This is a genomic window from Rhodoferax sp., from assembly GCF_023700745.1.
In the GTDB taxonomy this organism is placed as follows: domain Bacteria; phylum Pseudomonadota; class Gammaproteobacteria; order Burkholderiales; family Burkholderiaceae_C; genus Rhodoferax.
On record NZ_JAMPYG010000001.1, the window covers coordinates 224,845 to 251,756 of the forward strand.

Consider the following 26,912-nt stretch of genomic DNA (forward strand, 5'->3'; position numbering starts at 1 on the left):
CGGGCCGAAGGCTGTCCAGGGTCCAATGTGCAACCCAAGGGTTATCCCTGATTTTAATGGGTTGTACCTTTAATAGAATTGGTGCAACCAATCCTAAAATGAGTTGCACCCATGGCTACAGTCACACTTGGCATCAAGGTCGATGAATCTCTCCGAACACGCATCAAGGAAGCCGCCAGCGTGCAGGGAAAAACTCCGCACTGGCTCATCAAGCAGGCGGTCATGCAGTACGTGGAGAGCGTCGAGCGGGGCCCGTTGCCAGCGCTTGCAGGTTTAGGTGCAACCCACCCTGCTGATGCCCCTGAGCCGGATGAAACCGACGAGCCGACCACACCCGTCGCAACCCCATTTTCTGCGCCGCAACCCTTTCTGGACTGGGCACAAAACGTGCTGCCGCAGACCGACATGCGCGCCGCCATCACCGCTGCCTGGCACCGCCCCGAACCCGAGTGTTTGCCGATGCTGGTGCAACTGGCCCATGTGTCCGACCCGGTCCAGCGCAAAGCCATAGAAACCGTGGCGGCCCGGCTGGTGGAAGGCCTGCGCAGCAACAAGGACAGCGGCGGGGTGGAGGCGCTGGTGCAGGAGTTTTCACTCTCCAGCCAGGAAGGCGTGGCGCTGATGTGCATGGCCGAAGCGCTGTTGCGCATCCCGGACAACGCCACCCGCGACGCGCTGATTCGCGACAAGATCAGCCATGGCGACTGGCATTCGCATCTGGGCAACTCACCCTCGATGTTCGTCAATGCTGCCGTCTGGGGCCTGATGTTGACTGGCAAACTCACCGCCACCGCCAGCGAAAAAAGCATGGCCAGCGCACTGACGCGTCTGATCGGCAAGGGTGGCGAGCCGTTGATCCGCCAGGGTGTGCACCGTGCCATGAAGCTCATGGGCGAGCAATTTGTCACCGGACAAACCATCTCCGAAGCGCTGGCCAACAGCCGACCGCTGGAGAAAAAGGGCTTTCGCTACTCCTACGACATGTTGGGCGAAGCGGCCACCACCGAGCTGGACGCCGAGCGCTATGTGGCGTCCTACGAGCAGTCGATTCGCGCCATTGGCATGGCCTCGAACGGCCGCGGTATTTTTGAAGGGCCGGGTATTTCGGTCAAACTCTCCGCCTTGCATACACGCTACAGCCGCGCCCAGCGCGACCGCGTCATGGGCGAATTGCTGCCGCGCCTGACCAAACTGGCCCTGCTGGCGCGCCAGTACGACATTGCCATCAACATCGACGCTGAAGAATCCGACCGGCTGGAGCTGTCGCTGGACCTGCTGGAAAGCCTGTGTTTTGACCCCCGGCTCAAAGGCTGGAACGGCATTGGCTTTGTGGTGCAGGCTTACCTCAAGCGTTGCCCCTTCGTGATCGACCATGTGATCGATCTGGCCCGGCGTAGCGGCCATCGGCTGATGATCCGGCTGGTCAAGGGTGCGTATTGGGATGCCGAAATCAAACGTGCGCAACTCGATGGCCTGGACGGCTATCCGGTGTACACGCGCAAGGCCCATACCGACGTGGCTTACCTGGCCTGCGCGCGTAAATTGCTGGCCGTTCCGGATGCGGTGTACCCGCAATTTGCCACCCACAATGCGCAGACCGTGGCCTCCATCTACCAAATGGCAGGTCAAAACTATTACGCCGGTCAGTACGAGTTCCAGTGCCTGCACGGCATGGGCGAGCCGCTCTACGAACAGGTGACAGGTACCGTGGCAAACGGCAAACTGGGCCGCCCGTGCCGCATTTATGCGCCGGTGGGAACGCATGAGACGCTGCTTGCCTACCTGGTGCGCCGATTGCTGGAAAACGGTTCCAACTCTTCCTTTGTCAACCGCATTGGCGACCCCAAGATCAAAGTCGATGAACTGGTGGCCGACCCGGTGGGTGAAGCGCAGGCCATCGAGGCGCAGACCGGCCAGCTTGGCGCACCGCATCCCAAAATTGCCCTGCCACGGCAGATGTTTGCCGAGTTGGGTGCCCAGTCACGGCTGAACTCTTCCGGTCTGAACCTGGCCAATGAACAGCAACTGGCCTCACTGGCTGCTGGCTTGCTGCGCAGCACGCAAACCAGCTACGCCGCTGCGGCCACCGTGGCTGAGGTGGCGCCCGTGAATCCGCAAACGGCTGAGACTGACGGCTGGCAAGCCGTGCTCAACCCGGCAGACACGCGCGATGTGGTGGGCTGGGTGCGCCCGGCCAGCGCCAGCGAGGTGAACCTGGCAGCGAGCCGGGCAGACCATGCCACGCAAATCTGGCAGGTCACACCGCCGCAGGAGCGCGCCGCCTGTCTGAAGCGTGCGGCTGACTTGCTTGCGCAACGCATGCAAAGCATTCTGGGCCTGATCGTGCGCGAGGCGGGCAAATCTTTGCCCAACGCGGTGTCCGAAGTGCGCGAGGCAGTGGACTTCCTGCGTTATTACGCGGCCCAGGCTGAAGCCACATTTGACAACCAGACGCATCGGCCCCTGGGCGTGGTACTGTGCATCAGTCCGTGGAATTTTCCGCTGGCCATTTTTGCCGGTCAGGTGGCGGCAGCGCTGGCCAGCGGCAACTGCGTGCTGGCCAAACCGGCCGAACAAACGCCGCTGGTGGCTGATGTGATGGTCAAGCTGCTGCACGAAGCCGGCGTGCCACAGGATGCGGTGCAACTGGTGCCCGGCACCGGCGATGTGGTGGGCGCCGCGCTGGTGGCGCACCCGCTGGTGGCGGGTGTGATGTTTACCGGCTCGACCGAGGTGGCGCGCCTGATTGCGCAAACTCTGTCACAGCGTCTGAGCCTGCAGGGCCGCAACATTCCGCTGATTGCCGAGACCGGTGGCCAGAATGCCATGGTGGTCGATTCATCGGCGCTGGCCGAGCAGGTGGTGGGCGACGTGTTGTCGTCGGCCTTTGATTCGGCCGGCCAGCGCTGCTCGGCCTTGCGCCTGTTGTGCGTTCAGGAAGACGTGGCCGAGCGGGTGCTGGACATGATCAAACAGGCCATGCGCGAGTGGGTGATGGGTAACCCGGACCGCATGCACACCGACATCGGACCAGTGATCAACGAAGACGCACGGGTACAAATTGAACGGCATATTGCCCGCATGCAGGCCGACGGCCAGGTCGTGACACGCATGGCGCGCGACGAAAGCGCCGGTCAAGGCCATTTTGTGATGCCCACGTTGATTGAAATTGACGGTATTGAACGCCTGCAGCGCGAGGTGTTCGGCCCGGTACTGCATGTGCTGCGCTACCAGCGTGACGAGCTTGACAAGGTGCTCGATGCCATCAACGCCACCGGCTACGGCCTGACCTTTGGCGTGCACAGCCGCATTGATGAAACCATTGCCCAGGTGACCAAAAAGGTGCTGGCTGGCAATATTTACGTGAACCGCAACGTCATCGGGGCCGTGGTGGGCGTGCAGCCGTTTGGCGGCATGGGCCTGTCTGGCACCGGACCCAAGGCGGGTGGACCGCTGTATTTGTACCGTTTGTTGCAGGCCGACGAGGCGCAGAACAACCCGGCGCTCACCGCACTGGCAGACTCGCCCGCTTGCCGCCTGCTGGTCCCCGCAAGCACCGAGCGCCAACAAGCCGAGCCCGCCAGCCTGCAAGCCCTGGCGTTTTTATTGGAAAGCCTGCAGGGACTGGCCCTGGTGGCGCCTTTGGGCGAGTTAGGCCATTTTGAAGCGGTGCAAGCTACCGCCGCCTGTGAAGCCTACCTGGCCTGCACCGTGCTGGGTCAATCTTTCCGGCTGCCAGGTCCGACGGGTGAATCAAACCGTTACCAACTGCAGCCGCGCGGCGCGGTCTGGGTCGTCCCGCGCACCGCGCTTGGATTTGTCAATCAATTGGCGGCGACCCTGGCCAGCGGCAACACCTGCTGGCTTGAGACCCCGGCCGCGGACAGCGCTGTGGCGCGTTTGCTCAACACACTGCCTGCTGAGGTCAAATCGTTTGTGCGGTTATGCAGCGCCGGGCAATTGCACGGTGAAGTCCATTTGAGTGCCTTGTTGTTCGAAGGTGATGGCGATGCCTTGCAGGCCCTGTCGCTTCAGGTGGCGCAACGGGTAGGCGCCATCGTGCGCATTGAAAGCCTGTCATCCGCGCAATTGGCTGCGGGTGCAAACTATGATCTGAGTGCCTTGATGCACGAACAAAGCATCAGTACCAACACGGCGGCGGCCGGCGGTAATGCGCAGCTGATGACCATGGGCTGATTTTTATAAAAAAGGAGACATTGATGACTTTCAAGACACCGCCATGAGGCATGGGTTTAACCGCAAGCTGGCTCACAAACATTCACCTTTTCAGGAAACCCCTATGAAACTTACCTCCACCCTTTTGCCCTTGATGGGCGCGCTGACCCTGGCCTTTGCCAGCCAGGCTTATGCCCAGGAACAAACCGTCGTGATCGGCCTGACCGGTCCCTTGTCGGGCTCCAACGCCTTTGCCGGCAAGGACAACGAGAACGGCGTGCGCCTGGCCGTTGATGACCTCAACAGCAAGAAGATCACGGTCGGCGGCAAAACGCTTAAATTTGTACTGCAATCCGAAGATGACCAATGCGACCCCAAAGCCGGTGTGCAGGTTGCGCAAAAATTTGTCGATGGCGGCGTCAAGTTCGTCATGGGCCCCTATTGCTCGGGTGTGGCGGTTCCGGCCTCGCGGATTTATAACGAGGGTGGCGCCATGATGTCCACCGTTGGCACCAACCCCAAAGTCACCCTGGGTGGCTACAAAAATCTGTTTCGAATCATTGCCAGCGACAACCAGATTGGCACCGGCATGGCCAGCTATGCAGCCAATGTGCTGAAGGTCAAATCAGTGGCGGTGATTGACGACCGCACCGCTTTTGGCCAGGGCGTGGCTCAGGAGTTCACCAAGGAAGCCAAGCGCTTGGGACTCAATGTCGTCGGACAGGAGTTCACCACGGACAAGGCGACGGACTTCACCTCCATCCTGACCACCCTCAAGGCCAAAAATCCGGACGCCATTTTCTTTGGCGGCTACGCCCCTCAAGCTGCACCCATGACACGGCAGATGAAGCAACTCGCTGTCAAAGCCAAGTTGCTCGGCGGTGACACCCTGTGCAGCCCCGAAATGGGCAAGCTCGCGGGCGATGCAGTCAATGACGTGGTGTTCTGTGCGCAGGGCGGCTCCATCCTGGAAAAGACGGCCGCTGGCCCGGCTTTCAAAGCCAAGTACAAGCAACGTTACAACCAGGATGCCGACGTGTATGCCGCGCCGTTTTATGACCAGACCATGTTCATCGGGGAGTCGATCCAGAAAGCCGGCTCACTGGACCCGGACAAAGTGGGCGCCGTCATCTACAAAGGCAGTTACAAGGGCATCATGGGCACCTATGCCTATGACGACAAAGGCAATATGAAGCAGGCCCCGATCACGGTCTACACCTTCAAAAACGCAACTTTGGTGCCGCTGGCAAGTTATTGAACGGGCTCCTCTGTAGGAGTCGCGCCCTCGCGAAGATGGCTGTTTGAATTCATTCGCGGCGAAGGCCCCGCTCCCACAGGGAGGGCTGATCAGATGACACGGTCAACTCATCAGCCCAGCATGACCGGTATGCGGTGGCGGCCAAAATGGCCGCCTTTCGCATCAAAACGGCCGGCCACTGCGCTACCGCAGTCCGGGCAGTGGCCTGAGACGGTGAGCCGGTAGTCATTGATCTGGTACCAGTCGCGCACGATCAGCGGCGCCTTGCAGTTGGGGCAGAAGGTGGTGTCGCCCTCAATGTTGTGCACGTTGCCGGTATAGACGTAATGCAAGCCCTGCTTGAGTGCAATGTTGCGGGCACGCACCAGCGTGGCCACAGGCGTGGCTGGCACGTCCGCCATTTTGTAGTCGGGGTGGAACGCCAAAAAATGCAGCGGTACGTCGGCTCCGAGTTCCTTTTTGATCCAGGCGCACATGGCCGTCAATTCTTCGTCAGAGTCGTTGCGTCCCGGAATCAGCAAGGTGGTGAGCTCTAGCCAGACCCTGGTTTCGTGCTTGAGGTAGCGCAGGGTGTCAAGCACCGGCTGCAGGTGCGCACTGGTGAGCTTGAAGTAAAAATCTTCGGTGAACGCCTTCAGGTCCACATTGGCGGCGTCCATCCTGGCGAAAAACTCACGCCGCGGCTGCTCGTGGATGTAGCCCGCCGTCACCGCCACGGTATGGATGCCGAGCGCGTGGCAGGCGTCGGCCGTGTCCATCGCGTACTCGGCAAAAATGACCGGGTCGTTGTAGGTGAAGGCCACGCTCTTGCAGCCATGATCGCGCGCGGCCTTGGCGATGGCCTCGGGTGAGGCCTGGTCCATCAGGCTGTCCATGTCGTGCGACTTGCTGATGTCCCAATTCTGGCAGAACTTGCAGGCCAGGTTGCAGCCCGCCGTGCCAAACGAAAACACGCTGCTGCCCGGGTAGAAGTTGTTGAGCGGCTTCTTCTCGATCGGGTCAATACAAAAGCCCGACGAGCGCCCGTAAGTGGTCAAAATCATCTGCTCGCCCTGGCGCATGCGCACAAAACAGGCGCCGCGCTGGCCCTCGTGCAGTTTGCAGTCGCGCGGACACAGGTCGCATTGCAGGCGACCGTCGTCAATCCGGTGCCAATAGCGGGCAGGGTAGTCGGAGGCACGCACTTTCATGATGTTGGCTCGCTTTCCTTGAACTTGCTTACCGTGTAGCGCTGCAGCCGGACCTCGGCTGCCCAGAAATCGGGCGCCAGCCCGGCCTTGTGTTTGAGGTGGGCCATGAATTGGCGGGTGTCGGGCAATTGCTTCCAGACCTGTGGCAAAAACGTGCTGCGGTAACGTCCGAACTCAAACACCAAGCCATCCACGCCCGGTCGCAGCTGCGCCAGCGCATCGGATTCGGAGGCAAACGGCAGGGGCTGCATCTCAGACAGCACCGAGACATCCACAGTGGTGATCTCAAGCTCCATCCGGGTCAGCGGGGCAAAGCGCGGATCATGCAGGGCGGCGGCAATGGCGTTGGCCTGGATGTCGGCCATGAGCGGCCGGTGCGCCTGCAGCGAGCCGATACAGCCGCGCAGTTGCCCCTGCTGGTTCAGGGTGACAAAACTGGCCCCTGGGGCTTGCAGCACATCGGTCGCCTGGCCGGCTGGCTCAGGCTGTGCCACCGCTTGCCCCAGCTCGTTTGCGATGGCCGCGCGGGCGATCTGCAGCAGCAATTGGCCGGGCAGACTTGCTAACGCGGGTTCAGTGCGCATGTCGTTCTGCCGGAGTGAAGGCCAGCGCCGCATAACCCACCACGCGCCCCTTGTCACCCGCGGTGTCACCCGAATTGCACAGCCCCAGCAGATGCGGCTGCAAGTGATGGTGTCGGGCTGCCAGCAGCAGGCCATTGACCGGAGTGGCGCCACAAGCCTGCTGGTGGTTCAGTGTGGGCACCAGCTGCAGCACGGCCTGCACCGTCGAGCTATCCATCGCCTGCGCTGTGGCGTAAGGCAAGAAGTGCGACAGGTCGGAGCTGATCACGATCACTGTCTCGTCGCCGCCCCAGAGCGCCTCCAGCACCTGGGCCACCTCTGCTGGCGTGGCGTCGCCCACCGCCAGCGGCAGCAGTTTGAAGTCATCCAGCGCCAATTGCAAAAAAGGCAATTGCACCTCCAGCGAGTGTTCCTGCGCGTGGGCAGCCGGGCTCACCACCACCTGGGACAGCGGGCGGATGGCCGCTACCGCGTCCTGGTCGATTTCTATCTCACCCAAAGGCGTGGCAAAAAAATCGGCGCCAGGCAAAGCCAGACCGCGTACCGGCACCCGGTGTACCGGCCCCAGCAAGACCACACGCCGGATTTTCTGACGCATGCTGGCAAGTTGGGCATAGGCCTGCGCCGCGGTGGCACCGGAGTAGATGTAGCCCGCGTGGGGCACGATCAGGGCTTTGGGGGCGGACGCGGCAGCGTCAGCACTTGCAGCGCCCGGTTTGGCAGCAGCCAGCATGGCCAGCACGTCGTGCAACAGGGTCTGGCTGCGGCCCGGGTAAAAGGCCACGGCGACGGCGGGGGGACGGACTTGGTGCATTTGAATTTCCTTTGGCCAAAGATGACTTTCTTGCTTCGTCATATTGGGTTGGCTGAGCACAAAACAATACAAATTCTGTGGTAAAGAACTCGTCACTTGCCTGATTATTCGCAGCGCCTTGCTCAAATGCCCTGAACGACCCTCGTCCAAAGCGAGGGGCATTCAGAGAGGGGCTGTCTCAGAAAACGGAAAATAAAGCACGCCAAGCCCAAAAAACCGTTGCTCTTGAACAGCGTCAGACCAGGCCGGCCATCAAACCAACACCGATCAGCAGCATTGCCACAGCCACCACGATCTGCACCGTGCGCAGGGTCACTTTTTGAAGCATGCGCTTGCCCATGAAGGAACCAATGAAAGCGCAGATTGTGCCCACCGCAACTGGCACAAGTAGTTCCTGTGACTGGGCCAAGTTGCTCGCCATGAAACTAGCGCTATAAACCACCAGTCGCGCAGCATCAACGATGACAGCTGAAACCACGCCTGTAGCGACGAACGCCTCTTTCGATAGGCCACTTTTCAACAGGAAGGCTGAGCGCAGTGCACCTTGGTTCCCTGACAGGCCGCCGAAGAAACCGGACAGCGCGCCTCCCAGCGGCAGCCAACTCGGCGGGAACGCCAGCGCTTGAAAGCGGGGTGACAACTCCAGGAGGGCGAATGCCACGATCAGGGCGCCTATGACGGCCTTGATCATGGTGATCTCGAACGTCGATCCGTCAACGGTGTAACTCGCAATGACCGGCATCTTGTCAAACAGAGGAATGAGACTTGCCCCCGCCAAGGCGGCGATAGCGGCAGGCCCACTGAAGCGGGCTACGACCCGCCAGTCAGCCTGCTTGGCCATCAAGCCGAACTTGAAAATGTTGTTGGCGAAATGCACGACAGCGGTGGCTGCGATAGCCAGTGACAAGGGGAAGAACAGCGCGAAAACCGGCATCAGAACTGTCCCAAGGCCAAAGCCTGAAAAAAGTGTCAGGCCAGAGACCAATAGGGCCGAGACGCCAATCAAGACAAGTTCCATTTGTGATCCTTCATCAAATAATCGAATTTCAGTATCGACATTCGATTATTATCAACCGATCCCAATTGAAATCAAAAAAAACCATGACCAACCCGCACACTGGCAACTGCAGCCCCTGGTCTGTTTTTTTCATCTTTCTGCGCCTCGGGCTGACCTCTTTCGGCGGCCCCATCGCGCACTTGGGCTACTTTCGCGATGAGTTCGTCACCCGGCGGCGCTGGTTGTCCGAGCGCAGCTATGCGGATTTGGTCGCGCTGTGCCAATTCCTGCCGGGGCCTGCAAGCAGCCAGGTCGGCATCGCCTTGGGTCTGTCCCGGTCGGGCTACGCCGGGGCACTGGCTGCCTGGGCAGGCTTCACACTGCCTTCAGCGGTTGTCCTGATCCTGTTCGCGCTGGGCATTTCCAATTTCGGCGATGCCATATCGCCCGGAGCGCTGTACGGTCTGAAAGTGGTGGCCGTCGCAGTCGTCGTCCAAGCGGTATGGGGCATGGCACGCAACCTCTGTACTGACGTGCCGCGTGTCACCATCATGGCGATTACGGCCTGTGTCGTTCTGCTTGTGCCATCTGCATGGGGGCAGGTCGGCATCATTGCTGCCGCTGGGATCGCTGGACTGCTGTTGTTCAAGCCGATTCAGAACGGCGCACACGATCAACTGCCGCTGACGGTGAGTCATCGTGCCGGTGTGATCTGGTTGACACTGTTTTTTGCTCTGCTGATCGGTCTGCCGGTTTGGGTGCAACTGATGCCGAGTCAAACCATGGCCATGGTGGACGCCTTCTTCCGTGCCGGGTCACTGGTTTTTGGCGGGGGCCACGTCGTGCTGCCCTTGCTGCAAGCTGAGGTCGTGCCCTCTGGTTGGGTCAGCAATGAAGCCTTCCTTACCGGGTACGGTGCTGTGCAGGCGGTGCCCGGCCCTTTGTTCACTTTCGCCTCGTTCCTCGGTGCTTCCATGAGCACCACGCCTTCGGGCTGGCTCGGCGGACTGATCTGCCTTTTGGCGATCTTTGCGCCGTCATTTCTGCTGGTCGTCGGTGCCTTGCCGTTTTGGGAGCGGCTGCGCCATAGCATGCGCACGCAAGCGGCGCTAGCCGGGGTCAATGCTGCCGTGGTCGGTCTTCTGCTGGCTGCGCTCTATCAGCCAGTATGGACGAGCGCCATTCACCAGCCGCAAGACTTCGGGCTGGCTCTGGTGGCCCTTGTCGCACTGATGTTCTGGAAACTCCCGCCCTGGTTGGTCGTCATCGGTAGCGGCGTGGTGGGCTGGCTGTTGAGTGCCGTTCTGTGAGGCTGTAGCAATGACCGATAAAGACCTCTATGGTGGCCTGATCCGCCTGCACATCCTGCACCATGCCGCCGAGGAACCGATCTTCGGACTTGGCATCATTGAAGAGCTACGGCATCACGGATACGAGATAAGCGCCGGAACCCTGTATCCGATGCTGCATGGGCTCGAAAAAAAAGGCTATCTGACTTCGCGTCACGAGCGTACTGGACGGCGGGCGCGGCGCGTCTACGAGATCACCGAGCAAGGCCGGGTTGCGCTTGCACAGGCGCGGACGAAGGTCAAAGAATTGTTCGGGGAACTGATTGAGGGTCACTGAGCTTGGCGCATGAGCGTCAGTTTGAGCTATTTCAACTCGGGGGTGAACAATTCAGGGCCGGTATTCGAATTGCGGTGAAAAGGTGGGGGGTGAAATGGATTCTTCGAGGTCCAGGGTTTGAAGCGTTTCATGGTCAACGACCTGGATGACGGGGCCCACGTGGCGCGCGTAGTTCCGGCCTTCCAGCATGTCGACCGCCTGTGCAATGGACAGACGGCCTTGCAGCACGGGTAAATCGGTGGGAGCGGCCAGAATTTTGCGTCGCACAATGCCGCGGTACACCCCTGGCGTGAAATAGGTCGAGAGAATGCCTTTTTTCTGTTCAAGCCCTTTTTCACGCAGGATACTGACCGCCGCTTCGGCCATCATGGCATTACCTACCAGGTAACGAATATGGGGGTAGTCGCCCAGGGCCACCTGAACCAGATTGCGCTGCACAGACTTGTCGGTGTCGCCCCATCCGGTGGTGACGATGCGTATGGGTGTGTTACGGATGGCATCGCGAAAGCCACGGTCGACAAAGGGTACCCAGCCGGCGGCGTGGGGTCCGGGAAACCAGGCAATCGGGACCGGCGTGTCCGAGTTTTGGTGCAACTTGACCAGGTGGCGACCAATCAGATTCCCCATGTCATACCAAGGCACGCCCACCTTGCCGCTCAGGCCGTCATTGGCGATGTCGTTGACGGTGGCAAAGACCGGCTTTTTCCGGCTGACAGACTTGATGGTCTCGGTAAGTCCGGCAAAGGAAACACTGCCAAGAATGATGGCGTCCACATCCGCCATGGCGGCACAGTCCTGCAACAGGCTGCGCTGGCGTTGCAGGTTGGCATAGCCCCAGGCTTCGAGAATGCGCAGTTTGACACCGAGTCGGCGGGCTTCGTCAACCATTCCATAATCCACCGCCAGCCAATAGGCGTCCTTGACATGGGGGAAGACGATACACAAACTCCATGGCTTGCTGGCCAAGGCCGCGGGCTGATAGGGCAGCGGTATGGCACGGCCGGTGTAGGCGTAGGGTGGTTCCCATCGGTACAGCTCGGTGGCTGTCAGATGAGCGCTGGCACACAAAAACACCAGGCTGGCAACCAACTGCGCAAAGCAACTCGGGAAAGGCTTGCAGTATGCTTTCGGCATCATCATTTTTCATCAGGCAGTGAGGACAGTCTTGCACATCTTACGTCGTTACGACGGTTTTTTCCGCTGGTGGTCGCAGGTCAAAGCGAACGATCCGGGCCTGCGCACGGGATTGGTTGGCAAGCTGATGGCAGTGTTTGGCGTGGCGGCTGTGCTGGTGCTGGTGCTGGCCACGCTGGCCTGGCTCAGTTTCCAGCAGGTCATCTCCAGTCACGAAAGAATTGTCAATGAAGCCATTCCGGCCATGGAGGCGGTGCAGGGTCTGGTCAACAGCAATTCCCGCATTTCCGCCTGGGTTGAACAATTACCGCGGGTGCAAAGTTCGCCAGAGACCCAACGGATTGCGGCCGGCATCGATGTGCAACTCCAGGACATGGGGCAGATTTTGGACCGCTTGAAGCAGCAAAATTTCGCCCACACCCAAAGTACCGAGGTGCGTCTGACCGTGGCGGCAATGGCAGAAAATTTCAGACGCCAGATTGAGCAGACCCAGGCGCGGGTCGAGACCGAACAGGCCGAACACGCGGCCTTGTCCCGTCAGCACCTGGCGCTGGACGCCTTGCTGGGCCTGTCCGAGTTTTTGGTTGCCAACGCATCGACCACCACCACGGCCAATATTGCCAACCTTTACCGACTGGTGGACGGTAACAGCCAGCGCGAGCAACTGTTTCGCACGCTCGACCGATTGATTGAGGTCGACGTGGACGCCATAGAGCGCATGTCCGAGCTCCAGCTTTTGTGCGCCAACCTGAAAACCTTGCTCGACCAACTGCAAAATGCGCAACAAGTCGATCAGATTACGCAGCTTCAAGCAGGCTTTGTGGCGGGCTTGGCGACCTTGAAGCGGCGCATTGACGACTTGCGAGACCCGAGCCTGCAGCAAAATAGCCTGACGCATTACAAGGTGCTGGCCGGGCCTGAAACCATGGGACCTTTTGCCATTCGCCGCCAGCGCCTGGCGCAGGTCCTTGAGATGCAGCAGCTGGGCAGTCAGGGCAGTGCGCTGATTTCCCAACTCAACGAACAAGCCAGCGCCCTGGCCACTTCGGGCGGCAAGGCAATTGACAGCGCCCGCATACAAAACAAGAGCGCAGTCGACCGTGTGCTGGTGGGCTTTTTGCTGGTCGCCGCTTTGTTCGGTATCGCCTTCTTCGCAAGCCTGTGGGCCGTCTTCAGACACCATGTTCTGACGCGTCTCAAGGGCATGGAAACCGCCGTGCGCGCGCTCAGCACCGGCAATTACGACGTCAACTTGACCACTTCTGATCAGGATCCACTGGCGCCACTGGGACGCGCGCTGGAGCAGGTCCGGGACAACGTACGCGCGCGCGAAAACCTGGAGCGCCAACTGCGCCTGCATCAGGAAGCCCTGGAGAGCCAGGTGGCCGAACGCACGGCGGAGCTGAAAGAGACCAATACCTTGCTGGAGCGTGAGGTGGCCGAGCATGCCGTGGCACGCCAGGCGGCGGAAGATGCCAACAAGGCCAAGAACGTTTTTCTGGGCAGCTTGAGTCATGAACTGCGCACACCCCTGAGCGGTGTGAGCGGTGCCGTGCGCCTGCTGGAGGAAACTGCGCCCGACGCACGGCAACTTGAATACATCCACATGATTGGCTACGCCAACCGGACCTTGCTGGAAATTCTGGAGGACATGCTTAGTTTTTCCCGCATCGAGGCGGGCAAGCTTGACCTTCAGCTGGAGCCTTTCAGCTTACGCAAAAGCGTCGAAGCCATGTTGTCCCTGCAATCGGTTCCGGCGCAGCACAAGGGGATTGCCCTGCGTCTGGAGGTGGGACCCGAGGTGCCAGAGGTGGTGTTTGGTGACCGACCAAAAATCAACCAGTTGCTGCTCAACATCATCGGCAACGCCATTAAATTCACCGATCTGGGCAGCGTGACGGTGTCGATCCGGGCGCAGGCTGCGGCGCAAGCAAACCGTCAACGAATCCGTTTCGCCATTACCGACACCGGTATCGGCATACCACCATCCAAATGCACCGAGGTTTTCAAGCCTTTCGTTCAGGTGGAAGACACGGCGCACCGGCGCCACGGCGGAACCGGTCTGGGCCTGGCAATTTGCCAGCGCCTGGTGCTGGCCATGGGTGGCGAGATTGGCCTGGAATCCGAGGAGAACCGCGGCACCTGTGTCCACTTCAGTCTCGAACTTGAGACGGCCGATGCGCTGGCTGCCGATCTCGGGCCTCAGCCGCCGCGTACGCTTGCGGCCCCGCGGCCATTGACCGTGCTCGTCGTTGAGGACGATGACATCAACCGGCTGGTTTGTGTCCGGTACCTTGAACTGCTGGGGCACCACGCCCTGGTGGCCGCACACGGCGCAGCGGCCATGGCCCTGCTGGCGCAACATCAGGGGCTGATTGATGCCATCCTGATGGACATCAGTCTGCCGGGCAAGTCGGGCCTCGAGGTGGTCAAGGACATTCGTGTCCTGGCGCAGGGGCGCTGGGCCAAGGTGCCGGTCATCGTGATGTCCGCCCATCTGGCCGCCCAGACCCAGGACGCGCAAGCGGCGGCTGGTTTGGCGGGTTTTTTGAGCAAGCCGTTCAGCCTGGACGCCCTGGCCGGCGCCTTAGGTGTGGCCGTTCCCTCGGGGGCGGTGGTCGATGAGGGCTGGCTCGATGAGGTCTTTCTGGCCAAAGAAACCGAGACACTGGGCGTCACCATGCTGACCGAGCTGTTGGAGCTTTTCAGTGCCAGCTTGCCCGACGTTTTTGCGCCGATGGAAACCGCCTTGCAAGATTGTCAATGGCAGCAGCTCGGCAAACTGGCGCACCGCTTGCGCGGCTCGGCCGCCAATTTGGGCTTGCGCCAGCTGATGGCCGGGACGCGCGAACTTGAATTGGCTGCTGCCAGCGAGACACCAGATCACGGGAAACTACAAGAGCAGTTGACCCGACTCAAGGCGCATGCCCTGCACAGTTGCCAACGCCTGCGCCAGCACTTGCAGCCCGGGCCGACTTAAGTTGCGCTGACCTCGTTCATCAGAACATAACCTTCGCTGCGCACGGTCACGATCAGTCGGGGTTTTTTGGGATCTTCTTCGAGCTTGTCGCGTAGCCTCGAAATCAGCACATCGATGGTGCGGTCGCTCGGGTCCCAACTGCGGTGACTGACATTCTGCATCAGCCTTTCCCGGCTGAGTACCTCGCCCGCATGGGTGGCCAGGGCAGCGAGGACTTCAAGTTCGCCGCGCGTCAGCACCTCCTGCTGGCCCTGCTGGTCCGACAAGCGGCGGTGGTTGATGTCAAACTTCCAGCGGCCAAAACTCACGCCTTGGTGCACGTGCCTGTGCGCTTGTCGGCGCGCGCCACGCAGCACGATTTTGACCCGGGCCAGCAATTCGCGTGCGTTGAACGGTTTTGTGACGTAATCATCGGCGCCCGACTCCAGGCCGACGATCTTGTCGACATCGTCGTCGCGTCCGCTGACCAAAATAATGCCCAGCACATCGTCCCGGGCGCGCAGCTCGCGCGCGAGTTCCAGACCATCCTTACCAGGCAGGCCGACGTCGAGCAACAGCACCGCAATGTCTTGCTGGTTCAGCACCTTCCACATCTCCTGCCCGTTGTGAGCTAGGAACACGACGTAGCCTTCGGCCATGAAATAGGCTTCCAGGCGCTTGCAGGTGATGGGGTCGTCGTCGACGACCAGAAGTTTGATCGGGCTATTTTCCACGGGCTTGACCGAGGTGAGGGCGTTGGAGCGTTGGGGTGGGCGTCATCAGGGGGAGATTTTGCCGGATAAAGCGCGCGTTTCAGCGCGCGGGGTCCAGCACGTGCGAAGGTGTCGGACGGCTGCACTTCCTGCGCCATGAGGGCGTTCTGTGTGTTAACGCGGTTAACACAAAAGCACGGACTGTTGACAATTTTCTGCACCCAGTTAATTCCCGCTTATCAAAATCAGTCATGGCAGGAAGATGCTTTTGCTGGTCAGGCAACACCAGAACTTGACGTGATCGCATCCCTTGAATTCAACTTTTTAGCCAAGGTATCAGCATGAACAACAAGCCGGATGATTTTTCAGGCACCACTGCAAGCACGCTTGCTTCGCAATCCGAATGGAGAAAGTTTTTACTGCTCGCGTGCGTCGGACTGCCCGCCACGATGGGCGCCTTGATGGTTGTTTACGGATTTCTTGTTTGGTTCTCGCAGTTGCTGTTTTTTGGACCACCGGCCTGAAGCGATCGAAGCCGCACCAACCTGTGTTTTTGATTCGAAAGCAAAAGACCATGAAAAAAATATTTGGATTTATCGCCCAGCTGTTCCTGCGACCTTCGGTGCGGATCGGTCTGGGTGCGCTCGTCACCGGCGGCTTTATCGCCGGTGCTCTGGCTTGGCAGGGTTTCAATACCGCCATGGACTTGACCAACAAGGAAGAGTTCTGTCTGAACTGCCACACCATGCATGACAACTTGTTGCCGGAGCTGCAGAAAACCGTGCACTGGAGCAACCGATCTGGTGTGCGGGCAACCTGCCCGGACTGCCATGTACCGCACAATTTCACCGACAAGCTGGCGCGCAAAATGCAGGCCAGCCGTGAAGTGCTGGCGCAGTTCACAGGTCAGATCGGCACCCGCGAAAAGTTCAAGGAACACCGCATTGTGCTGGCCCAGCGTGAGTGGGCGCGCTTTGCCGCCAATGGGTCGCGCGAATGCCGCAGCTGCCATGATTACAAGGACATGGATTTCAACAAGATGCGCCCGACCTCGCAAGTGGCCATGCGCAATGCCGCCGCACGCGACCAGAGCTGCATGGATTGCCACAAGGGCATTGCCCACCAGCTGCCCGACATGAAAGGCGCGCGCAATCCGGCCTTTGATACCTTGGTATCCAGCGCTTCCGGCCAAAGCGTGTCGGGTGGCAAGGACTATTTCACGGTCCTGCCGCAGGACATGTTCACCGATGCCGGCTTGAAAAACAAGATCGGCAAGCTGGAAGTGGCCACCAAGGTCAAGGTGCTTGAGGTCAAGGGTGATGCGCAACGGGTCGAGTTGGCGCTGTGGCGCAAAAACAAAGGCTACGGCCGGGTTTGGTACAGCCAGTTTGGCCTGAACATCACCAACGCCGTGTTCAGCAAGGAAGTGGCGCAAGACAAGGCGCTGGTGCAGGTGCTCGCGGCCAAGGAAGATCCCGTCACGGGTCTGGAGTGGCAGCAGGTTCAAGCCAAGGTCTGGATCAAGAAGGGCGGCCTGATCGACAGCGTCGAACCGATCTGGACGGTGGCACGCGCCTCTTACACCCAGAGCTGCAGCGTCTGCCATCGTCAGCCACAAGAGTCGCACTTTGACGCCAACGCCTGGCCCGGCTTGTTTGGCGGCATGGTGGGCTTCACCAGCATGGACACCGACACCGCCCAGGTGGTGCTGAAATACCTGCAGTCCAATTCGTCCGATTTCAGCAAGACGCCGCATGGTGCAGATGCTGCCGACACTTCGTTGCAAACGGCCCGGCCTTAAATCCAGGTTTAACAGGATGATTAACATGACTTATTCACGTCGCAATTTTTTAAAAGGGCTGGCGGCCTTCTCCGGCACCACGCTGGTGGCCCCCACCTTATTGACCGCACGCCCAGCCGAAGCGGCCGTTGCCGAGGGCGGCGCGGCTTCAGTTACAGGCTTGGCCGGTGCAGCCGGTAACGCGTTGACAGGCTGGAAGATCACGGGTTCCCATTTCGGGGCCATCCGCGCCAAGGTGGTCAATGACCGGGTGATGGAAGTGCGTCCGTTCGAGTACGACAAACACCCGACCGAGATGATCAAAGGCATTCCCGGCCTGATCTACAGCTCATCGCGGATCCGTTACCCCATGGTTCGGCTGGACTGGTACAAAAAACGGCACAACAGCGACACCACACAACGCGGTGACAACCGTTTTGTGCGCGTCAGCTGGGACGAAGCCATCGACTTGTTCTACGAAGAACTCGAGCGTGTCCAGAAGACCTACGGCCCCTGGGCCTTGCACACGGCCGGCGTCGGTTGGCGCACGGTGGGCCAGATGCACAGTTGCGGTAACCACATGATCCGCGCCATCGGCATGCATGGCCGCAGCGTCGGCACGGTGGGCGATTACTCCACCGGCGCCGGTCAGACTATCCTGCCCTATGTGCTGGGTTCGACCGAGGTCTACTCGCAAGGCACCTCCTGGGAGCTGATCCTGAAGGAAAGCAAAACCATCATCTTCTGGGCCAACGACCCGATCAAAAACCTGCAGGTCGGCTGGAACACCGAGACCCACGAGTCTTATGCCTACTTTGAGCAACTGAAAAAAAAGGTCGCCGCCAAGGAAATCGAGGTCATTTGCCTGGACCCGGTCAAGAGCAAAACGCAAAATTACCTGGGCTGCGCGCACCAGTACATCAACCCGATGACTGACGTGGCCATGATGCTGGCCATGGCTCATGTGCTGGTCAAGGAAGACCTCTACGACAAGGCCTTCCTCAAGACCCATACCCTGGGCTTCGATCGTTTCCTGCCCTACCTGCAAGGCAAGACCGAAGACAAGATTGAGAAAACCCCGGAATGGGCAGCGGCCATTTGCGGCGTGCCGGCACAGCGCATTCGCCAGTTGGCGCGCCTGATGGCCAAAAACCGCACCCAGCTGATCTTTGGCTGGTCTATCCAGCGCCAGCAGCACGGTGAACAGCCCTACTGGATGGGTGCCGTGCTGGCGGCCATGTTGGGCCAGATCGGCCTGCCGGGTGGCGGCATCAGCTACGCGCACCATTACAGCTCGGTCGGCGTGTCGTCGTCGGGGGCGGCCATGCCAGGCGCTTTCCCGCTCAACCTCGACCCAGGGCGCAAACCAAAATACGACAACACCGATTTCAAGGGCTACAGCCCGACCATGCCGATTGCCCGTGTCATTGACGCACTGCTGGAGCCTGGCAAGGAGATCGACTTCAATGGCAGCAAGGTCAAGCTGGCCCCCTACAAGATGGCGATCTTCAGCGGCTGCAACCAATGGCACCGCCAACCACAGCGCAACCGCATGAAGCTGGCCTACCGCAAGCTGGAAACCGTGGTGGCGATCGACTACAACTGGACGGCCACCTGCCGTTTCGCCGACATCGTGCTGCCCGCCTGCACGCATTTCGAGCGCAATGACATCGACGCCTACGGCTCCTACAGCAACCGCGGTGTGCTGGCGATGCACAAGCTGGTGGATCCGCTGTTCCATTCACGGCCAGACTTTGAGATTTTCAAGGGCCTGTGCCGTCGCTTTGACCGTGAGGAGGAGTACACCCGCGGCATGAACGAAATGCAATGGGTTGAAAAGCTCTACGAAGACTGCCGCAAGGAAAACGGCCTGAAAGAATTCCCGATGCCGCCGTTTGCCGAATTCTGGAAAAAAGGTTACGTGCTGTTCCCCGAAGGCAAACCCTGGGTGCGCCACGCCGACTTCCGCGACGATGCTGAAGTCAACGCGCTGGGCACACCGTCGGGCTTCATCGAGATCTTCAGTCGCAAGATCGAACGTTTTGGCTACAAGGACTGCAAGGGCCATCCGGTGTGGATGGAAAAAACCGAGCGTTCGCACGGCGGCCCCAACTCCAAGCGCTTTCCGCTGTGGCTGCAGTCGGTACACCCGGACAAGCGCCTGCACTCGCAGCTGTGCGAATCGGAACCGCTGCGCTCCAGCTACGCCATCAAGGGCCGCGAGCCGGTGTTCCTGAGCCCCGCCGATGCCCAGGCACGCGGTATTGCCCATGGTGACCTGGTGCGCGTCTTCAATGACCGCGGCCAGTTGCTGGCGGGCGCCCATGTGTCGGACAATTTCCCCAGCGGCGTGGTGCGTATTCAAGAAGGTGCGTGGTACGGCCCTACCGGCCCCGAAATTGGTGCGATCGACACCTACGGTGACCCGAACACCCTGACGCTGGACATCGGCACATCCAGCCTGGCCCAGGCCACCAGTGCCAACACCTGTCTGGTGCAGATGGAAAAATACACTGGTACGGTGCCCGCGGTGACGGCCTTTGGCGGTCCGACCGAAGTCGACAGCAGCGGCAAACTGGTGCGCCAGTCATGATGGCCGCTGACCGAGGCGAGCTCACGGCCGCCGAGTGGCAGCAGGCCTGCCAGCAGCGCGCCGCGGTGTACGGCTGGTTCTCAAGCCTTTACGCCAAAGAGTTACCAGCCGCTACGCTGGCCGCCTATGAAGCCGGCGAGTTGGTGACCTTGCTGGAGGGCCTGTGCAGTATTGGCCTGGAGAGCCCGAGCCAGCGCCTGCAACAGGCCTTTGACAGTTTACGCGAGGTGCCGCATGCCCACCTGGAACTGGCCGCCGACTTTGCCCACGTCTTTCTGCTCGACGCCAAGGCCGGCGCCTTGCCTTACGCGTCCTGCTACACCGGCAAAACGCAGGAGTTCTTTGGTGAAGCGGAACAACGCATGCGCTCGTTTTTGGAACAGTCCGCCCTGGCGCTGCAAGAGGAGTTCAAGGAGCCCGCCGACCATTTGGCGATCTACCTGGCCGTGATGGTCAAGCTGATCGAACAAGCCGACACCAGCGGCATGCCCACCCCGGTCCAGGCCCTCGACCAGGCCGCGTTTTTGCAGGATGGTTTGATGAGCTGGCTGGCGCTATTTGTTGACAAATGTCAGCAGGTCGAAACCCGTTTCGACGTCTATCCCGCCCTGGCCACCTTGCTGTTGGCTTTTGTGCAACAGGACCAGTCGTTCCTGCAGGACATGGCACAAGGTGATGCGGTGGCGTGAGAATCTAGCGCGGCAAACCGCGCGGTTGCAGCGCCAGCAAAACCAGCGCCACGGCGGCAAAGCCTATGCCTGCCATGAAGGTGAACGAGGCGCCAAAAAATTGCCATAGGCCGCCGGCCAAACCGCTGGCCAGCAAGAGCGCCACGCCGCTGAGCAGGTTGAAAAAACCATAGGCGGTGCCGCGCAAGTCAGCCGGCGCGGTGTCGGCCACCATGGCCGCCAGCAGGCCCTGCGTCATGGCCATGTGCAGACCCCACAGCGCCACACCGGCCCAAAAAAACAAACCACTGTTACTGTAGGCCAGCAGGGCATCGGCACCGATCAACAGCAACAAGCCCCAAGCAAGTAATTTGGTATGGCTCAATGTGTCGGCGAGTTTGCCAAATGGATAGGCGCAAGCAGCATAAATGATGTTCATGCCGATCAGCACCACCGGCGTCCAGGCCAGCGCCAGGCCGCCTTGCTGTGCCCGCAGCACCAGAAAGGCTTCGCTGAACCGTGCCAGCGTGAAAACCGCACCGACACTCACCACCCACCAATAGGCAGGACTCAATCGCGCCAGGTTGGCGCGGCTGATCGGGTTGACACGCTTGTGGGCGTGGGGCCGATCGGGTTCCTGCACGCCCCACACCAGCAGCGCCACACACAGGACAGCCGGCACCGTGGCCACCCAGAACACGGCGCGAAAGTCGTTTTGCCACAGCAGCATGAAACCAATGGCCAGCAGCGGCCCCAAAAAGGCGCCCACGGTGTCGAGCGACTGGCGCAGGCCAAAGGCGGCGCCGCGCAGTTCGGGCGGCGCGATGTCAGCCACCAGCGCATCACGCGGTGCGCCACGGATGCCTTTGCCAACCCGGTCCGCCATCCGGGCGGTGATGATCCAGCCGCTGGACGTAGCCAGTGCAAACAGCGGTTTGGAAAGAGCGCCCAGGCCGTAGCCCAGCACGGCGAGTGGTTTGCGCTTGCCCCAGTAGTCGCTCAAGGCGCCGGAGAACACCTTGACGATGAGCGCCGTGGCCTCGGCCGCGCCTTCGATCAGTCCGACCACAAAAACGCTGATGCCCAAGGTGGTCACCATGAACACCGGCAACAGGCTGTGAATCAGCTCGCTCGACACATCCATCAGCAGGCTGACGAAGCCCAGCGCCCAGATGCTTGCGGGCAGTTTGCGCAAGGGCTGGGTCGGTGGGGGCATGGTTAATCAGCGCACCAGCACGGCGGCGCTGTCGCCGCGTGGGGCAATCGTGCCAATCTCAAACACCGTTTCACCCGCAGCACGCAGCGTGGCGGCACAAGCGGTGGCGTTGGCGGCGTCGATGACCACCACCATGCCAATGCCGTTGTTGAAAGTGCGGTTCATCTCGATGTCGTCAATGCCGGCGGTGGCCTGCAGCCAGGCAAAGAGTTCGGTCTGCGGCCAGCTGCCCTTGGTCAGATGGGCGGCTGTACCTTCGGGCAGCACGCGCGGGATGTTTTCCAGCAAGCCACCACCGGTGATGTGGGCCAGCGCCTTGATGGGGTGGGCCGCCAGCGCCGCCAGCACATTCTTGACATAAAGGCGGGTGGGCTCCATCAACGCTTGCCTGAAGGGCTTGCCATCCAGTGTGGCAGGTACGGTGCCAGCGCCCTCAGAACGTTCGATGCACTTGCGCACCAAGCTGAAACCGTTGGAATGGACGCCGCTGGAGGCCAGGCCCAGCACCACGTCGCCGGGCTGGACCGTTGCACCCGTCAAAATTTTGGACTTTTCAACCGCGCCCACGGCAAAACCGGCCAGGTCGTATTCACCGGCCGGGTACATGCCGGGCATTTCAGCGGTTTCGCCGCCGATCAACGCGCAGCCGGACAACTCGCAACCCCTGGCAATGCCACCGACCACGGCGGCGGCGGTATCGACGTCGAGCTTGCCGCAGGCAAAGTAGTCCAGGAAGAACAGCGGCTCGGCGCCCTGCACCAGCACGTCGTTGACGCTCATGGCCACCAGATCAATGCCCACAGTGTCGTGCATGTTCCACTCGAACGCCAGTTTCAGCTTGGTGCCGACGCCGTCGGTGCCGCTCACCAGTACCGGTTCCTGGTAGCGCTTGGGCACTTCAAACAGTGCGCCAAAGCCGCCAATACCGGCCAGCACGCCTTCGCGCATGGTTTTCTTGGCCAGTGGCTTGATGCGTTCCACCAGCGCGTCACCCGCGTCAATATCAACGCCGGCGGCTTTGTAGGAAAGAGGGGTGGAGGATTGGGTCATGGCAGTGTGCAGGTAAGGCAAAGGGGTGGCTCAGGCGGCAAGCCGTAAGCCGATAGAATTTGGCCTGATTTTAAGGGGTTGGCCCGTTGGCCATTTCAATGCAATTTACTTCCACACAAAAAAGAGCTTCTGCCTGGTTTGCGCTGCTGCTGGGCACGCTGGCCGTGCTTTGGCTGCTGGCACCGGTGTTGACACCGTTTGTGGTGGCGGCCATTCTGGCCTACGCGCTGACGCCCGTGGTGGATTGGCTGGACCGGCTGGGCCGCGGCCGCATGCCCCGTTTGCTGGCGGTGGTGGCGGTGGAAATTGTTTTCCTGCTGTTGCTGTTGGCGTTGATGCTGCTGGTGGTGCCCATCCTGATCAAGCAGCTGCCGCTGTTGCGCGAGCAGGTGCCGCCGATGCTGGACCGTTTCAATACGTTTCTGCAACCTTTTTTGTCGCAATTTGGTCTGCATGTGTCGTTTGACGTGGCCGGGCTCAAGGCTTTTGCCATGGAGCACCTGAACGCCAATTTTGAAGACTTGCTGGGTCGCTTGCTGGCTTCAGCCAAACTGGGCGGCAGCGTCGCCTTGTCACTGGTGGGCAATGCGGTGCTGATTCCGGTGGTGCTGTTTTACCTGCTGATGGAGTGGCGTCGTTTTGTCGATCTGCTGCTGGTGTTGGTACCACCCCGGCTGCGCACTGCGGTCGACAGTTTCACGGGTGAGGCGGATGCCGTGCTGGGCCAGTACCTGCGCGGCCAGATGCTGGTGATGGTGGTGCTGGCGGTGTATTACAGCGCCGGGCTGGCGTTGTTTGGCCTGGATCTGGCGCTGCCCATTGGCGTTTTTACCGGCCTGGCGGTGGCGATTCCTTACCTGGGTTTCGGGCTGGGACTAATTCTGGCCACACTGGCGAGTTTTCTGGAATTCTCGGCACAGGCAGGTCACGTCAGCGCCCTAGTGATGGTGGCCGTGGTGTATGGTCTGGGCCAGTTGGTGGAGAGTTTCTTTTTGACACCGCGCCTGGTGGGGGAGCGCGTCGGGCTGCATCCGCTGGCAGTTATCTTTGCCTTGTTGGCGTTTGGCCATTTGCTGGGTTTTGTCGGCGTGTTGATCGCCCTGCCGCTGAGCGCGGTGATGCTGGTCGCGATCCGCCGGCTGCGCATGGCTTATCTGGACAGCGCGCTTTACCAGGACCGTCACGACGCATGATGCAACAACTGGTGCTGGACATGGGCTTGCCTACGGGGCCGAGCCTGAAGAATTTTTGCGTTGGCTCGAATCAAGCCGTCGTGGCGCATCTCAAACTTTGGTTGGGTCAAGACGGTACCACCCGGCGTTCACCCGTTCCCACTTACCTTTGGGGCGGTAACGCCTGTGGCAAAACCCATTTGCTGCAAGCCATGCGGGTGGCGCTGCATGCGCAGGGCGCCAGCGTTGGCTGGCTTGATGCCGGCAGCCAGATGGCCCCGGAATTTGACGAGTCCTGGGCCTGCGTGCTGATGGATGACGTGCATGCCTTCAGCACGGCACAACAGCAACTGGCCTTCAACTGGTTTGTCCACGCCCAGACCCTGCAAATTGCGGTGCTGGCCAGCGGCAGCCTGCCGCCCGCTGATCTGAAGTTGCGCGATGACCTGCGTACCCGACTGGGGGGCGGCCATGTTTTTGCGCTGCACGCCTTGAGCGAGCCAGAGCGGCGCGCCGTGTTGCGTCTGGCCGCCGATGAACGCGGTATCGTGCTGAGCAACGAGGTCATGGATTTCATGCTGACGCGGTTTTCCCGCGATCTGGGGTCACTGATGGAGTTGCTCGACCTGATGGACGGCTACGCCTTGCAAACCCAGCGCGCCATCACGATTCCCCTGATCAAAGCCATGATGGACAACACATGACCCAAAAATTGACCCTGTTTGACCTGGATCACACCCTGATCCCGATGGATTCCGACTACGAGTGGAATGCCTTTACCACCACGCTGGGCTGGCACGACCCGGTTGAATTCAACCGGCGCAACGACGCTTTTTACGAACAGTACAAGGCGGGCACACTCGATATTTCTGAGTATGTGCACTTTGCCACGCAAGCCCTGCGCGCACAAGGTGCGGTAAAAGCAGAAGCTGCGCATGCCAAGTTCATGGCGTCGGTGGTGCAACAAGCCATTCAGCCCCAGGCTCTGGCGTTGGTGCAACAGCACCAGGCCGCCGGCGATGCGGTGCTGATCGTGACCGCCACCAATGAATTTGTCACGCGCCCCATTGCGCAGGCCTTTGGCGTGCCCGAGCTGATTGCCATTGAGCTGGCACGCGACCCGCAAAGTGGCTGGTTCAATGGCGAGATTGCCGGCATACCGTCGTTTCGCGAAGGCAAGGTGACGCGGGTGGAACAGTGGCTGACGGAACGCGGCTTGCGCTGGGACCAGGTGGAAAGCACCTTTTACAGCGACTCCATAAACGACTTGCCATTGCTGGAGAAAGTGACCCATCCGGTAGCCACCAACCCCGAAGACCGGCTGCGTGCGATTGCCCAGGAACGTGGCTGGCGCATACTTGAGCTTTTTTAAAAACTCCAATAACAATGATCAAAAAATTAATCAACAGGCTTTTGGGCAAATCCGCCCCAGACAACAAACACCCATTTGGCAAGCGTGCAGAAATTGGCCCGCAAGCGCACGGTATCAATCCCAAACTGGTGGATGAGCGCGCGCTCAACGTGGTGCGCACCCTGAAACAGGCCGGTTTTGAGGCTTACATCGTCGGTGGCGCCGTGCGCGACCTGATGCTGGGCCTGGCGCCGAAAGACTTCGACGTAGCCACCAACGCCACGCCAGAGCAGGTCAAGGGCCTGTTCCGGCGCGCTTTCATCATTGGCCGGCGCTTTCGCATTGTGCATGTGGTGTATGGCCGGGGCCGCGAGCATGAAGTGATCGAGGTCTCCACCTTCCGGGCCTACCTTGACAATGTGGCCGCCGAGCAGGTGGCAGGTAACGAAAAAACCAGCAAGAGTGAGCTGGCGGGCATGACCCATGCCGTGGACAGCTCCGGCCGGGTGTTGCGCGACAACGTCTGGGGTCCGCAGGAAGAAGACGCGGTGCGCCGCGACTTCACCATCAACGCCATGTACTACGATCCCGAGACGCAGATCGTGGTCGACTACCACCACGGCATCAAAGATTCCAAAAACCGCGTCATCCGCATGATTGGCGACCCAGTGGCACGCTACCGGGAGGACCCGGTGCGCATCATCCGCGCCATCCGCTTTGCCGCCAAGCTCAATGGGCTGGGCTTCAAGCTGGAGCCCAAAACGGCGTCACCGCTGGTCAAGTCGAAGACGCTGTTGGCCGAGGTGCCGCAAAGCCGTCTGTTCGACGAAATGCTCAAATTGCTGCAAACTGGTCACGCGTTGGCTTCCATTGAGCAGCTCAAGGCGTTGGGCATGGCGCACGGCATTTACCCGCTGCTCGACGTGGTGGTGGAGCGTGCCGAGTCACCCTTTGTCAAGTCCGCACTGCAGGACACCGATCGCCGGGTCGGCGAGGGCAAACCCGTGGCCCCCAGCTTTTTGCTGGCCTGCGTGTTGTGGGCCGATGTGCGCGATGGCTGGGCGGCACGCATCAGAAATCAGCAGCATTCCCACCCGGCTTTGCAGGATGCCATCGAAGACGTGTTCAGTGCCCGCATTGGCGATGTTTCAGGGCGCGGCAAGCTGGCCGGTGACATGCGTGAAATCTGGCTGATGCAACCGCGTTTCGAGAAGCGCGTGGGCAGCGCCCCCTTTGGTCTGGTCGAGCAGCCGCGCTTTCGGGCAGCCTTTGACTTCATGCGCCTGCGCGCTGAAATCGGCGAACTCGACATGGTGCTGTCCGATTGGTGGGAAGCCTTCAGCATGGCCAATGACGACTTGCGCAACGACATGGTCGATGAAGTCAAGCTGGAACAGCAACAACAGCGCGCTAAAACCGCCCGTGCACCCCGCGCACCCCGGGTGCATTCGGTGCCCGGTCGCGCCAACCCGGATGCAGCATTGCCAACCGCCTCCGCACCTGCGCGGTCAGACTTGCCGCCTGACGCGGTACCGGGTGATGGTTCCGAGGCCCCCAAAAAACGCCGCCGTCGCCGGCGCCCATCGGGTCGCGGCGCAGGCGATGCACCGGCGCAAGAGCCGCAGGCCTGA

At 60.6% G+C, this 26,912-nt stretch carries 21 protein-coding genes; 13 read left to right on the forward strand and 8 right to left on the reverse strand.

The genetic code is table 11. The features are described from left to right. Positions 1–111: 111 nt before the first annotated feature. Both putA and NDJ10_RS01145 read left to right on the forward strand, forming a co-directional pair. Positions 112–4,197, forward strand: a complete 4,086-nt coding sequence (gene putA / locus NDJ10_RS01140) for a trifunctional transcriptional regulator/proline dehydrogenase/L-glutamate gamma-semialdehyde dehydrogenase (RefSeq protein WP_296159210.1) — start codon at positions 112–114, stop codon at positions 4,195–4,197. Between the two features lie 103 nt (positions 4,198–4,300). Then, entirely contained in the window at positions 4,301–5,434 is a 1,134-nt protein-coding gene (locus tag NDJ10_RS01145) for a branched-chain amino acid ABC transporter substrate-binding protein (RefSeq protein ID WP_296159211.1), read from the forward strand. Positions 5,435–5,544: 110 nt separating this feature from the next. On the opposite strand, the gene amrS is transcribed toward NDJ10_RS01145, so the two are convergent. From amrS to NDJ10_RS01165, 4 genes are all read right to left on the reverse strand, one after another. After that, positions 5,545–6,624, reverse strand: coding sequence for an AmmeMemoRadiSam system radical SAM enzyme (gene amrS, locus NDJ10_RS01150; RefSeq protein ID WP_296159212.1), 1,080 nt, complete (start codon positions 6,622–6,624; stop codon positions 5,545–5,547). Continuing rightward, the gene (gene amrA / locus NDJ10_RS01155; RefSeq protein WP_296159213.1) at positions 6,621–7,208 is read right to left on the reverse strand and encodes an AmmeMemoRadiSam system protein A; all 588 of its coding nucleotides are present in this window, start codon (positions 7,206–7,208) and stop codon (positions 6,621–6,623) included. Before amrA ends, amrS begins: the two co-directional genes overlap by 4 nt. Next, positions 7,198–8,022, reverse strand: a complete 825-nt coding sequence (gene amrB / locus NDJ10_RS01160) for an AmmeMemoRadiSam system protein B (protein WP_296159214.1) — start codon at positions 8,020–8,022, stop codon at positions 7,198–7,200. The genes amrA and amrB overlap by 11 nt, the downstream gene beginning before the upstream one ends. A 235-nt stretch (positions 8,023–8,257) precedes the next feature. Further along, complete coding sequence (locus tag NDJ10_RS01165; protein WP_296159216.1) at positions 8,258–9,040, reverse strand: TSUP family transporter; 783 nt, start codon at positions 9,038–9,040, stop codon at positions 8,258–8,260. Between the two features lie 83 nt (positions 9,041–9,123). Here NDJ10_RS01165 and chrA point away from each other — a divergent pair, with 83 nt between their 5' ends. Both chrA and NDJ10_RS01175 read left to right on the forward strand, forming a co-directional pair. Beyond that, positions 9,124–10,329, forward strand: a complete 1,206-nt coding sequence (chrA, locus tag NDJ10_RS01170) for a chromate efflux transporter (protein ID WP_296159420.1) — start codon at positions 9,124–9,126, stop codon at positions 10,327–10,329. A gap of 10 nt (positions 10,330–10,339) precedes the next feature. After that, positions 10,340–10,645 carry a PadR family transcriptional regulator gene (locus NDJ10_RS01175; RefSeq protein WP_296159217.1) on the forward strand — a complete coding sequence of 102 codons (306 nt, stop codon included), beginning with the start codon at positions 10,340–10,342 and terminating at the stop codon, positions 10,643–10,645. Between the two features lie 51 nt (positions 10,646–10,696). Here the strand turns inward: NDJ10_RS01175 and torT are convergent, their stop codons facing one another. Beyond that, positions 10,697–11,782: a TMAO reductase system periplasmic protein TorT gene (torT, locus tag NDJ10_RS01180; RefSeq protein WP_296159218.1), complete on the reverse strand. Its 1,086-nt coding sequence runs from the start codon at positions 11,780–11,782 to the stop codon at positions 10,697–10,699. A 28-nt stretch (positions 11,783–11,810) separates the two neighbouring features. Here torT and NDJ10_RS01185 point away from each other — a divergent pair, with 28 nt between their 5' ends. Beyond that, positions 11,811–14,759 carry an ATP-binding protein gene (locus NDJ10_RS01185; RefSeq protein ID WP_296159219.1) on the forward strand — a complete coding sequence of 983 codons (2,949 nt, stop codon included), beginning with the start codon at positions 11,811–11,813 and terminating at the stop codon, positions 14,757–14,759. Here the strand turns inward: NDJ10_RS01185 and NDJ10_RS01190 are convergent. Beyond that, positions 14,756–15,472 carry a response regulator gene (locus NDJ10_RS01190; RefSeq protein ID WP_296159220.1) on the reverse strand — a complete coding sequence of 239 codons (717 nt, stop codon included), beginning with the start codon at positions 15,470–15,472 and terminating at the stop codon, positions 14,756–14,758. The genes NDJ10_RS01185 and NDJ10_RS01190 overlap by 4 nt on opposite strands. Positions 15,473–15,792: 320 nt before the next feature. On the opposite strand from NDJ10_RS01190, the gene NDJ10_RS01195 reads away from it, so the two are divergent. The 4 genes from NDJ10_RS01195 to torD are packed head-to-tail and all read left to right on the forward strand — an operon-like array spanning position 15,793 to position 20,513. Next, on the forward strand, positions 15,793–15,975 hold the full coding sequence (locus NDJ10_RS01195) for a nitrate reductase (protein ID WP_296159221.1): 183 nt from the start codon (positions 15,793–15,795) through the stop codon (positions 15,973–15,975). A gap of 50 nt (positions 15,976–16,025) precedes the next feature. After that, positions 16,026–17,252, forward strand: a complete 1,227-nt coding sequence (gene torC / locus NDJ10_RS01200; RefSeq protein WP_296159222.1) for a pentaheme c-type cytochrome TorC — start codon at positions 16,026–16,028, stop codon at positions 17,250–17,252. A 25-nt stretch (positions 17,253–17,277) separates the two neighbouring features. Further along, the gene (gene torA / locus NDJ10_RS01205) at positions 17,278–19,824 is read left to right on the forward strand and encodes a trimethylamine-N-oxide reductase TorA (protein ID WP_296159223.1); all 2,547 of its coding nucleotides are present in this window, start codon (positions 17,278–17,280) and stop codon (positions 19,822–19,824) included. Then, positions 19,821–20,513, forward strand: a complete 693-nt coding sequence (gene torD / locus NDJ10_RS01210; RefSeq protein ID WP_296159224.1) for a molecular chaperone TorD — start codon at positions 19,821–19,823, stop codon at positions 20,511–20,513. The genes torA and torD overlap by 4 nt, the downstream gene beginning before the upstream one ends. 4 nt (positions 20,514–20,517) lie before the next feature. Here the strand turns inward: torD and NDJ10_RS01215 are convergent, their stop codons facing one another. After that, on the reverse strand, positions 20,518–21,708 hold the full coding sequence (locus tag NDJ10_RS01215; protein WP_296159225.1) for an MFS transporter: 1,191 nt from the start codon (positions 21,706–21,708) through the stop codon (positions 20,518–20,520). A 6-nt stretch (positions 21,709–21,714) separates the two neighbouring features. Beyond that, positions 21,715–22,758: a phosphoribosylformylglycinamidine cyclo-ligase gene (gene purM, locus NDJ10_RS01220; RefSeq protein WP_296159226.1), complete on the reverse strand. Its 1,044-nt coding sequence runs from the start codon at positions 22,756–22,758 to the stop codon at positions 21,715–21,717. Positions 22,759–22,856: 98 nt separating this feature from the next. Here purM and NDJ10_RS01225 point away from each other — a divergent pair, with 98 nt between their 5' ends. From NDJ10_RS01225 to pcnB, 4 genes are read left to right on the forward strand one after another with little or no spacing between them, the layout of a single operon-like run. Continuing rightward, positions 22,857–23,951: an AI-2E family transporter gene (locus NDJ10_RS01225; RefSeq protein WP_296159227.1), complete on the forward strand. Its 1,095-nt coding sequence runs from the start codon at positions 22,857–22,859 to the stop codon at positions 23,949–23,951. Continuing rightward, positions 23,951–24,634, forward strand: coding sequence for a DnaA regulatory inactivator Hda (gene hda, locus NDJ10_RS01230; protein ID WP_296159421.1), 684 nt, complete (start codon positions 23,951–23,953; stop codon positions 24,632–24,634). The genes NDJ10_RS01225 and hda overlap by 1 nt, the downstream gene beginning before the upstream one ends. After that, complete coding sequence (locus NDJ10_RS01235; protein ID WP_296159228.1) at positions 24,631–25,302, forward strand: HAD family hydrolase; 672 nt, start codon at positions 24,631–24,633, stop codon at positions 25,300–25,302. Before hda ends, NDJ10_RS01235 begins: the two co-directional genes overlap by 4 nt. Positions 25,303–25,316: 14 nt before the next feature. Further along, positions 25,317–26,912 carry a polynucleotide adenylyltransferase PcnB gene (pcnB, locus tag NDJ10_RS01240; RefSeq protein WP_296159229.1) on the forward strand — a complete coding sequence of 532 codons (1,596 nt, stop codon included), beginning with the start codon at positions 25,317–25,319 and terminating at the stop codon, positions 26,910–26,912.

What these genes read in the sequence shown, in the direction of transcription:
- NDJ10_RS01225 (WP_296159227.1), top strand. Translation starts at nt 22,857, where the DNA reads ATGCAATTTACTTCCACACAAAAAAGAGCTTCTGCCTGGTTTGCGCTG.
- NDJ10_RS01215 (WP_296159225.1), bottom strand. Translation starts at nt 21,708, where the DNA reads ATGCCCCCACCGACCCAGCCCTTGCGCAAACTGCCCGCAAGCATCTGG.
- torC (WP_296159222.1), top strand. Translation starts at nt 16,026, where the DNA reads ATGAAAAAAATATTTGGATTTATCGCCCAGCTGTTCCTGCGACCTTCG.
- amrB (WP_296159214.1), bottom strand. Translation starts at nt 8,022, where the DNA reads ATGCACCAAGTCCGTCCCCCCGCCGTCGCCGTGGCCTTTTACCCGGGC.
- amrA (WP_296159213.1), bottom strand. Translation starts at nt 7,208, where the DNA reads ATGCGCACTGAACCCGCGTTAGCAAGTCTGCCCGGCCAATTGCTGCTG.
- torT (WP_296159218.1), bottom strand. Translation starts at nt 11,782, where the DNA reads ATGATGCCGAAAGCATACTGCAAGCCTTTCCCGAGTTGCTTTGCGCAG.
- putA (WP_296159210.1), top strand. Translation starts at nt 112, where the DNA reads ATGGCTACAGTCACACTTGGCATCAAGGTCGATGAATCTCTCCGAACA.
- pcnB (WP_296159229.1), top strand. Translation starts at nt 25,317, where the DNA reads ATGATCAAAAAATTAATCAACAGGCTTTTGGGCAAATCCGCCCCAGAC.
- NDJ10_RS01175 (WP_296159217.1), top strand. Translation starts at nt 10,340, where the DNA reads ATGACCGATAAAGACCTCTATGGTGGCCTGATCCGCCTGCACATCCTG.
- NDJ10_RS01195 (WP_296159221.1), top strand. Translation starts at nt 15,793, where the DNA reads ATGAACAACAAGCCGGATGATTTTTCAGGCACCACTGCAAGCACGCTT.
- chrA (WP_296159420.1), top strand. Translation starts at nt 9,124, where the DNA reads ATGACCAACCCGCACACTGGCAACTGCAGCCCCTGGTCTGTTTTTTTC.
- purM (WP_296159226.1), bottom strand. Translation starts at nt 22,758, where the DNA reads ATGACCCAATCCTCCACCCCTCTTTCCTACAAAGCCGCCGGCGTTGAT.
- torD (WP_296159224.1), top strand. Translation starts at nt 19,821, where the DNA reads ATGATGGCCGCTGACCGAGGCGAGCTCACGGCCGCCGAGTGGCAGCAG.
- NDJ10_RS01165 (WP_296159216.1), bottom strand. Translation starts at nt 9,040, where the DNA reads ATGGAACTTGTCTTGATTGGCGTCTCGGCCCTATTGGTCTCTGGCCTG.
- amrS (WP_296159212.1), bottom strand. Translation starts at nt 6,624, where the DNA reads ATGAAAGTGCGTGCCTCCGACTACCCTGCCCGCTATTGGCACCGGATT.
- torA (WP_296159223.1), top strand. Translation starts at nt 17,278, where the DNA reads ATGACTTATTCACGTCGCAATTTTTTAAAAGGGCTGGCGGCCTTCTCC.
- NDJ10_RS01145 (WP_296159211.1), top strand. Translation starts at nt 4,301, where the DNA reads ATGAAACTTACCTCCACCCTTTTGCCCTTGATGGGCGCGCTGACCCTG.
- NDJ10_RS01235 (WP_296159228.1), top strand. Translation starts at nt 24,631, where the DNA reads ATGACCCAAAAATTGACCCTGTTTGACCTGGATCACACCCTGATCCCG.
- hda (WP_296159421.1), top strand. Translation starts at nt 23,951, where the DNA reads ATGCAACAACTGGTGCTGGACATGGGCTTGCCTACGGGGCCGAGCCTG.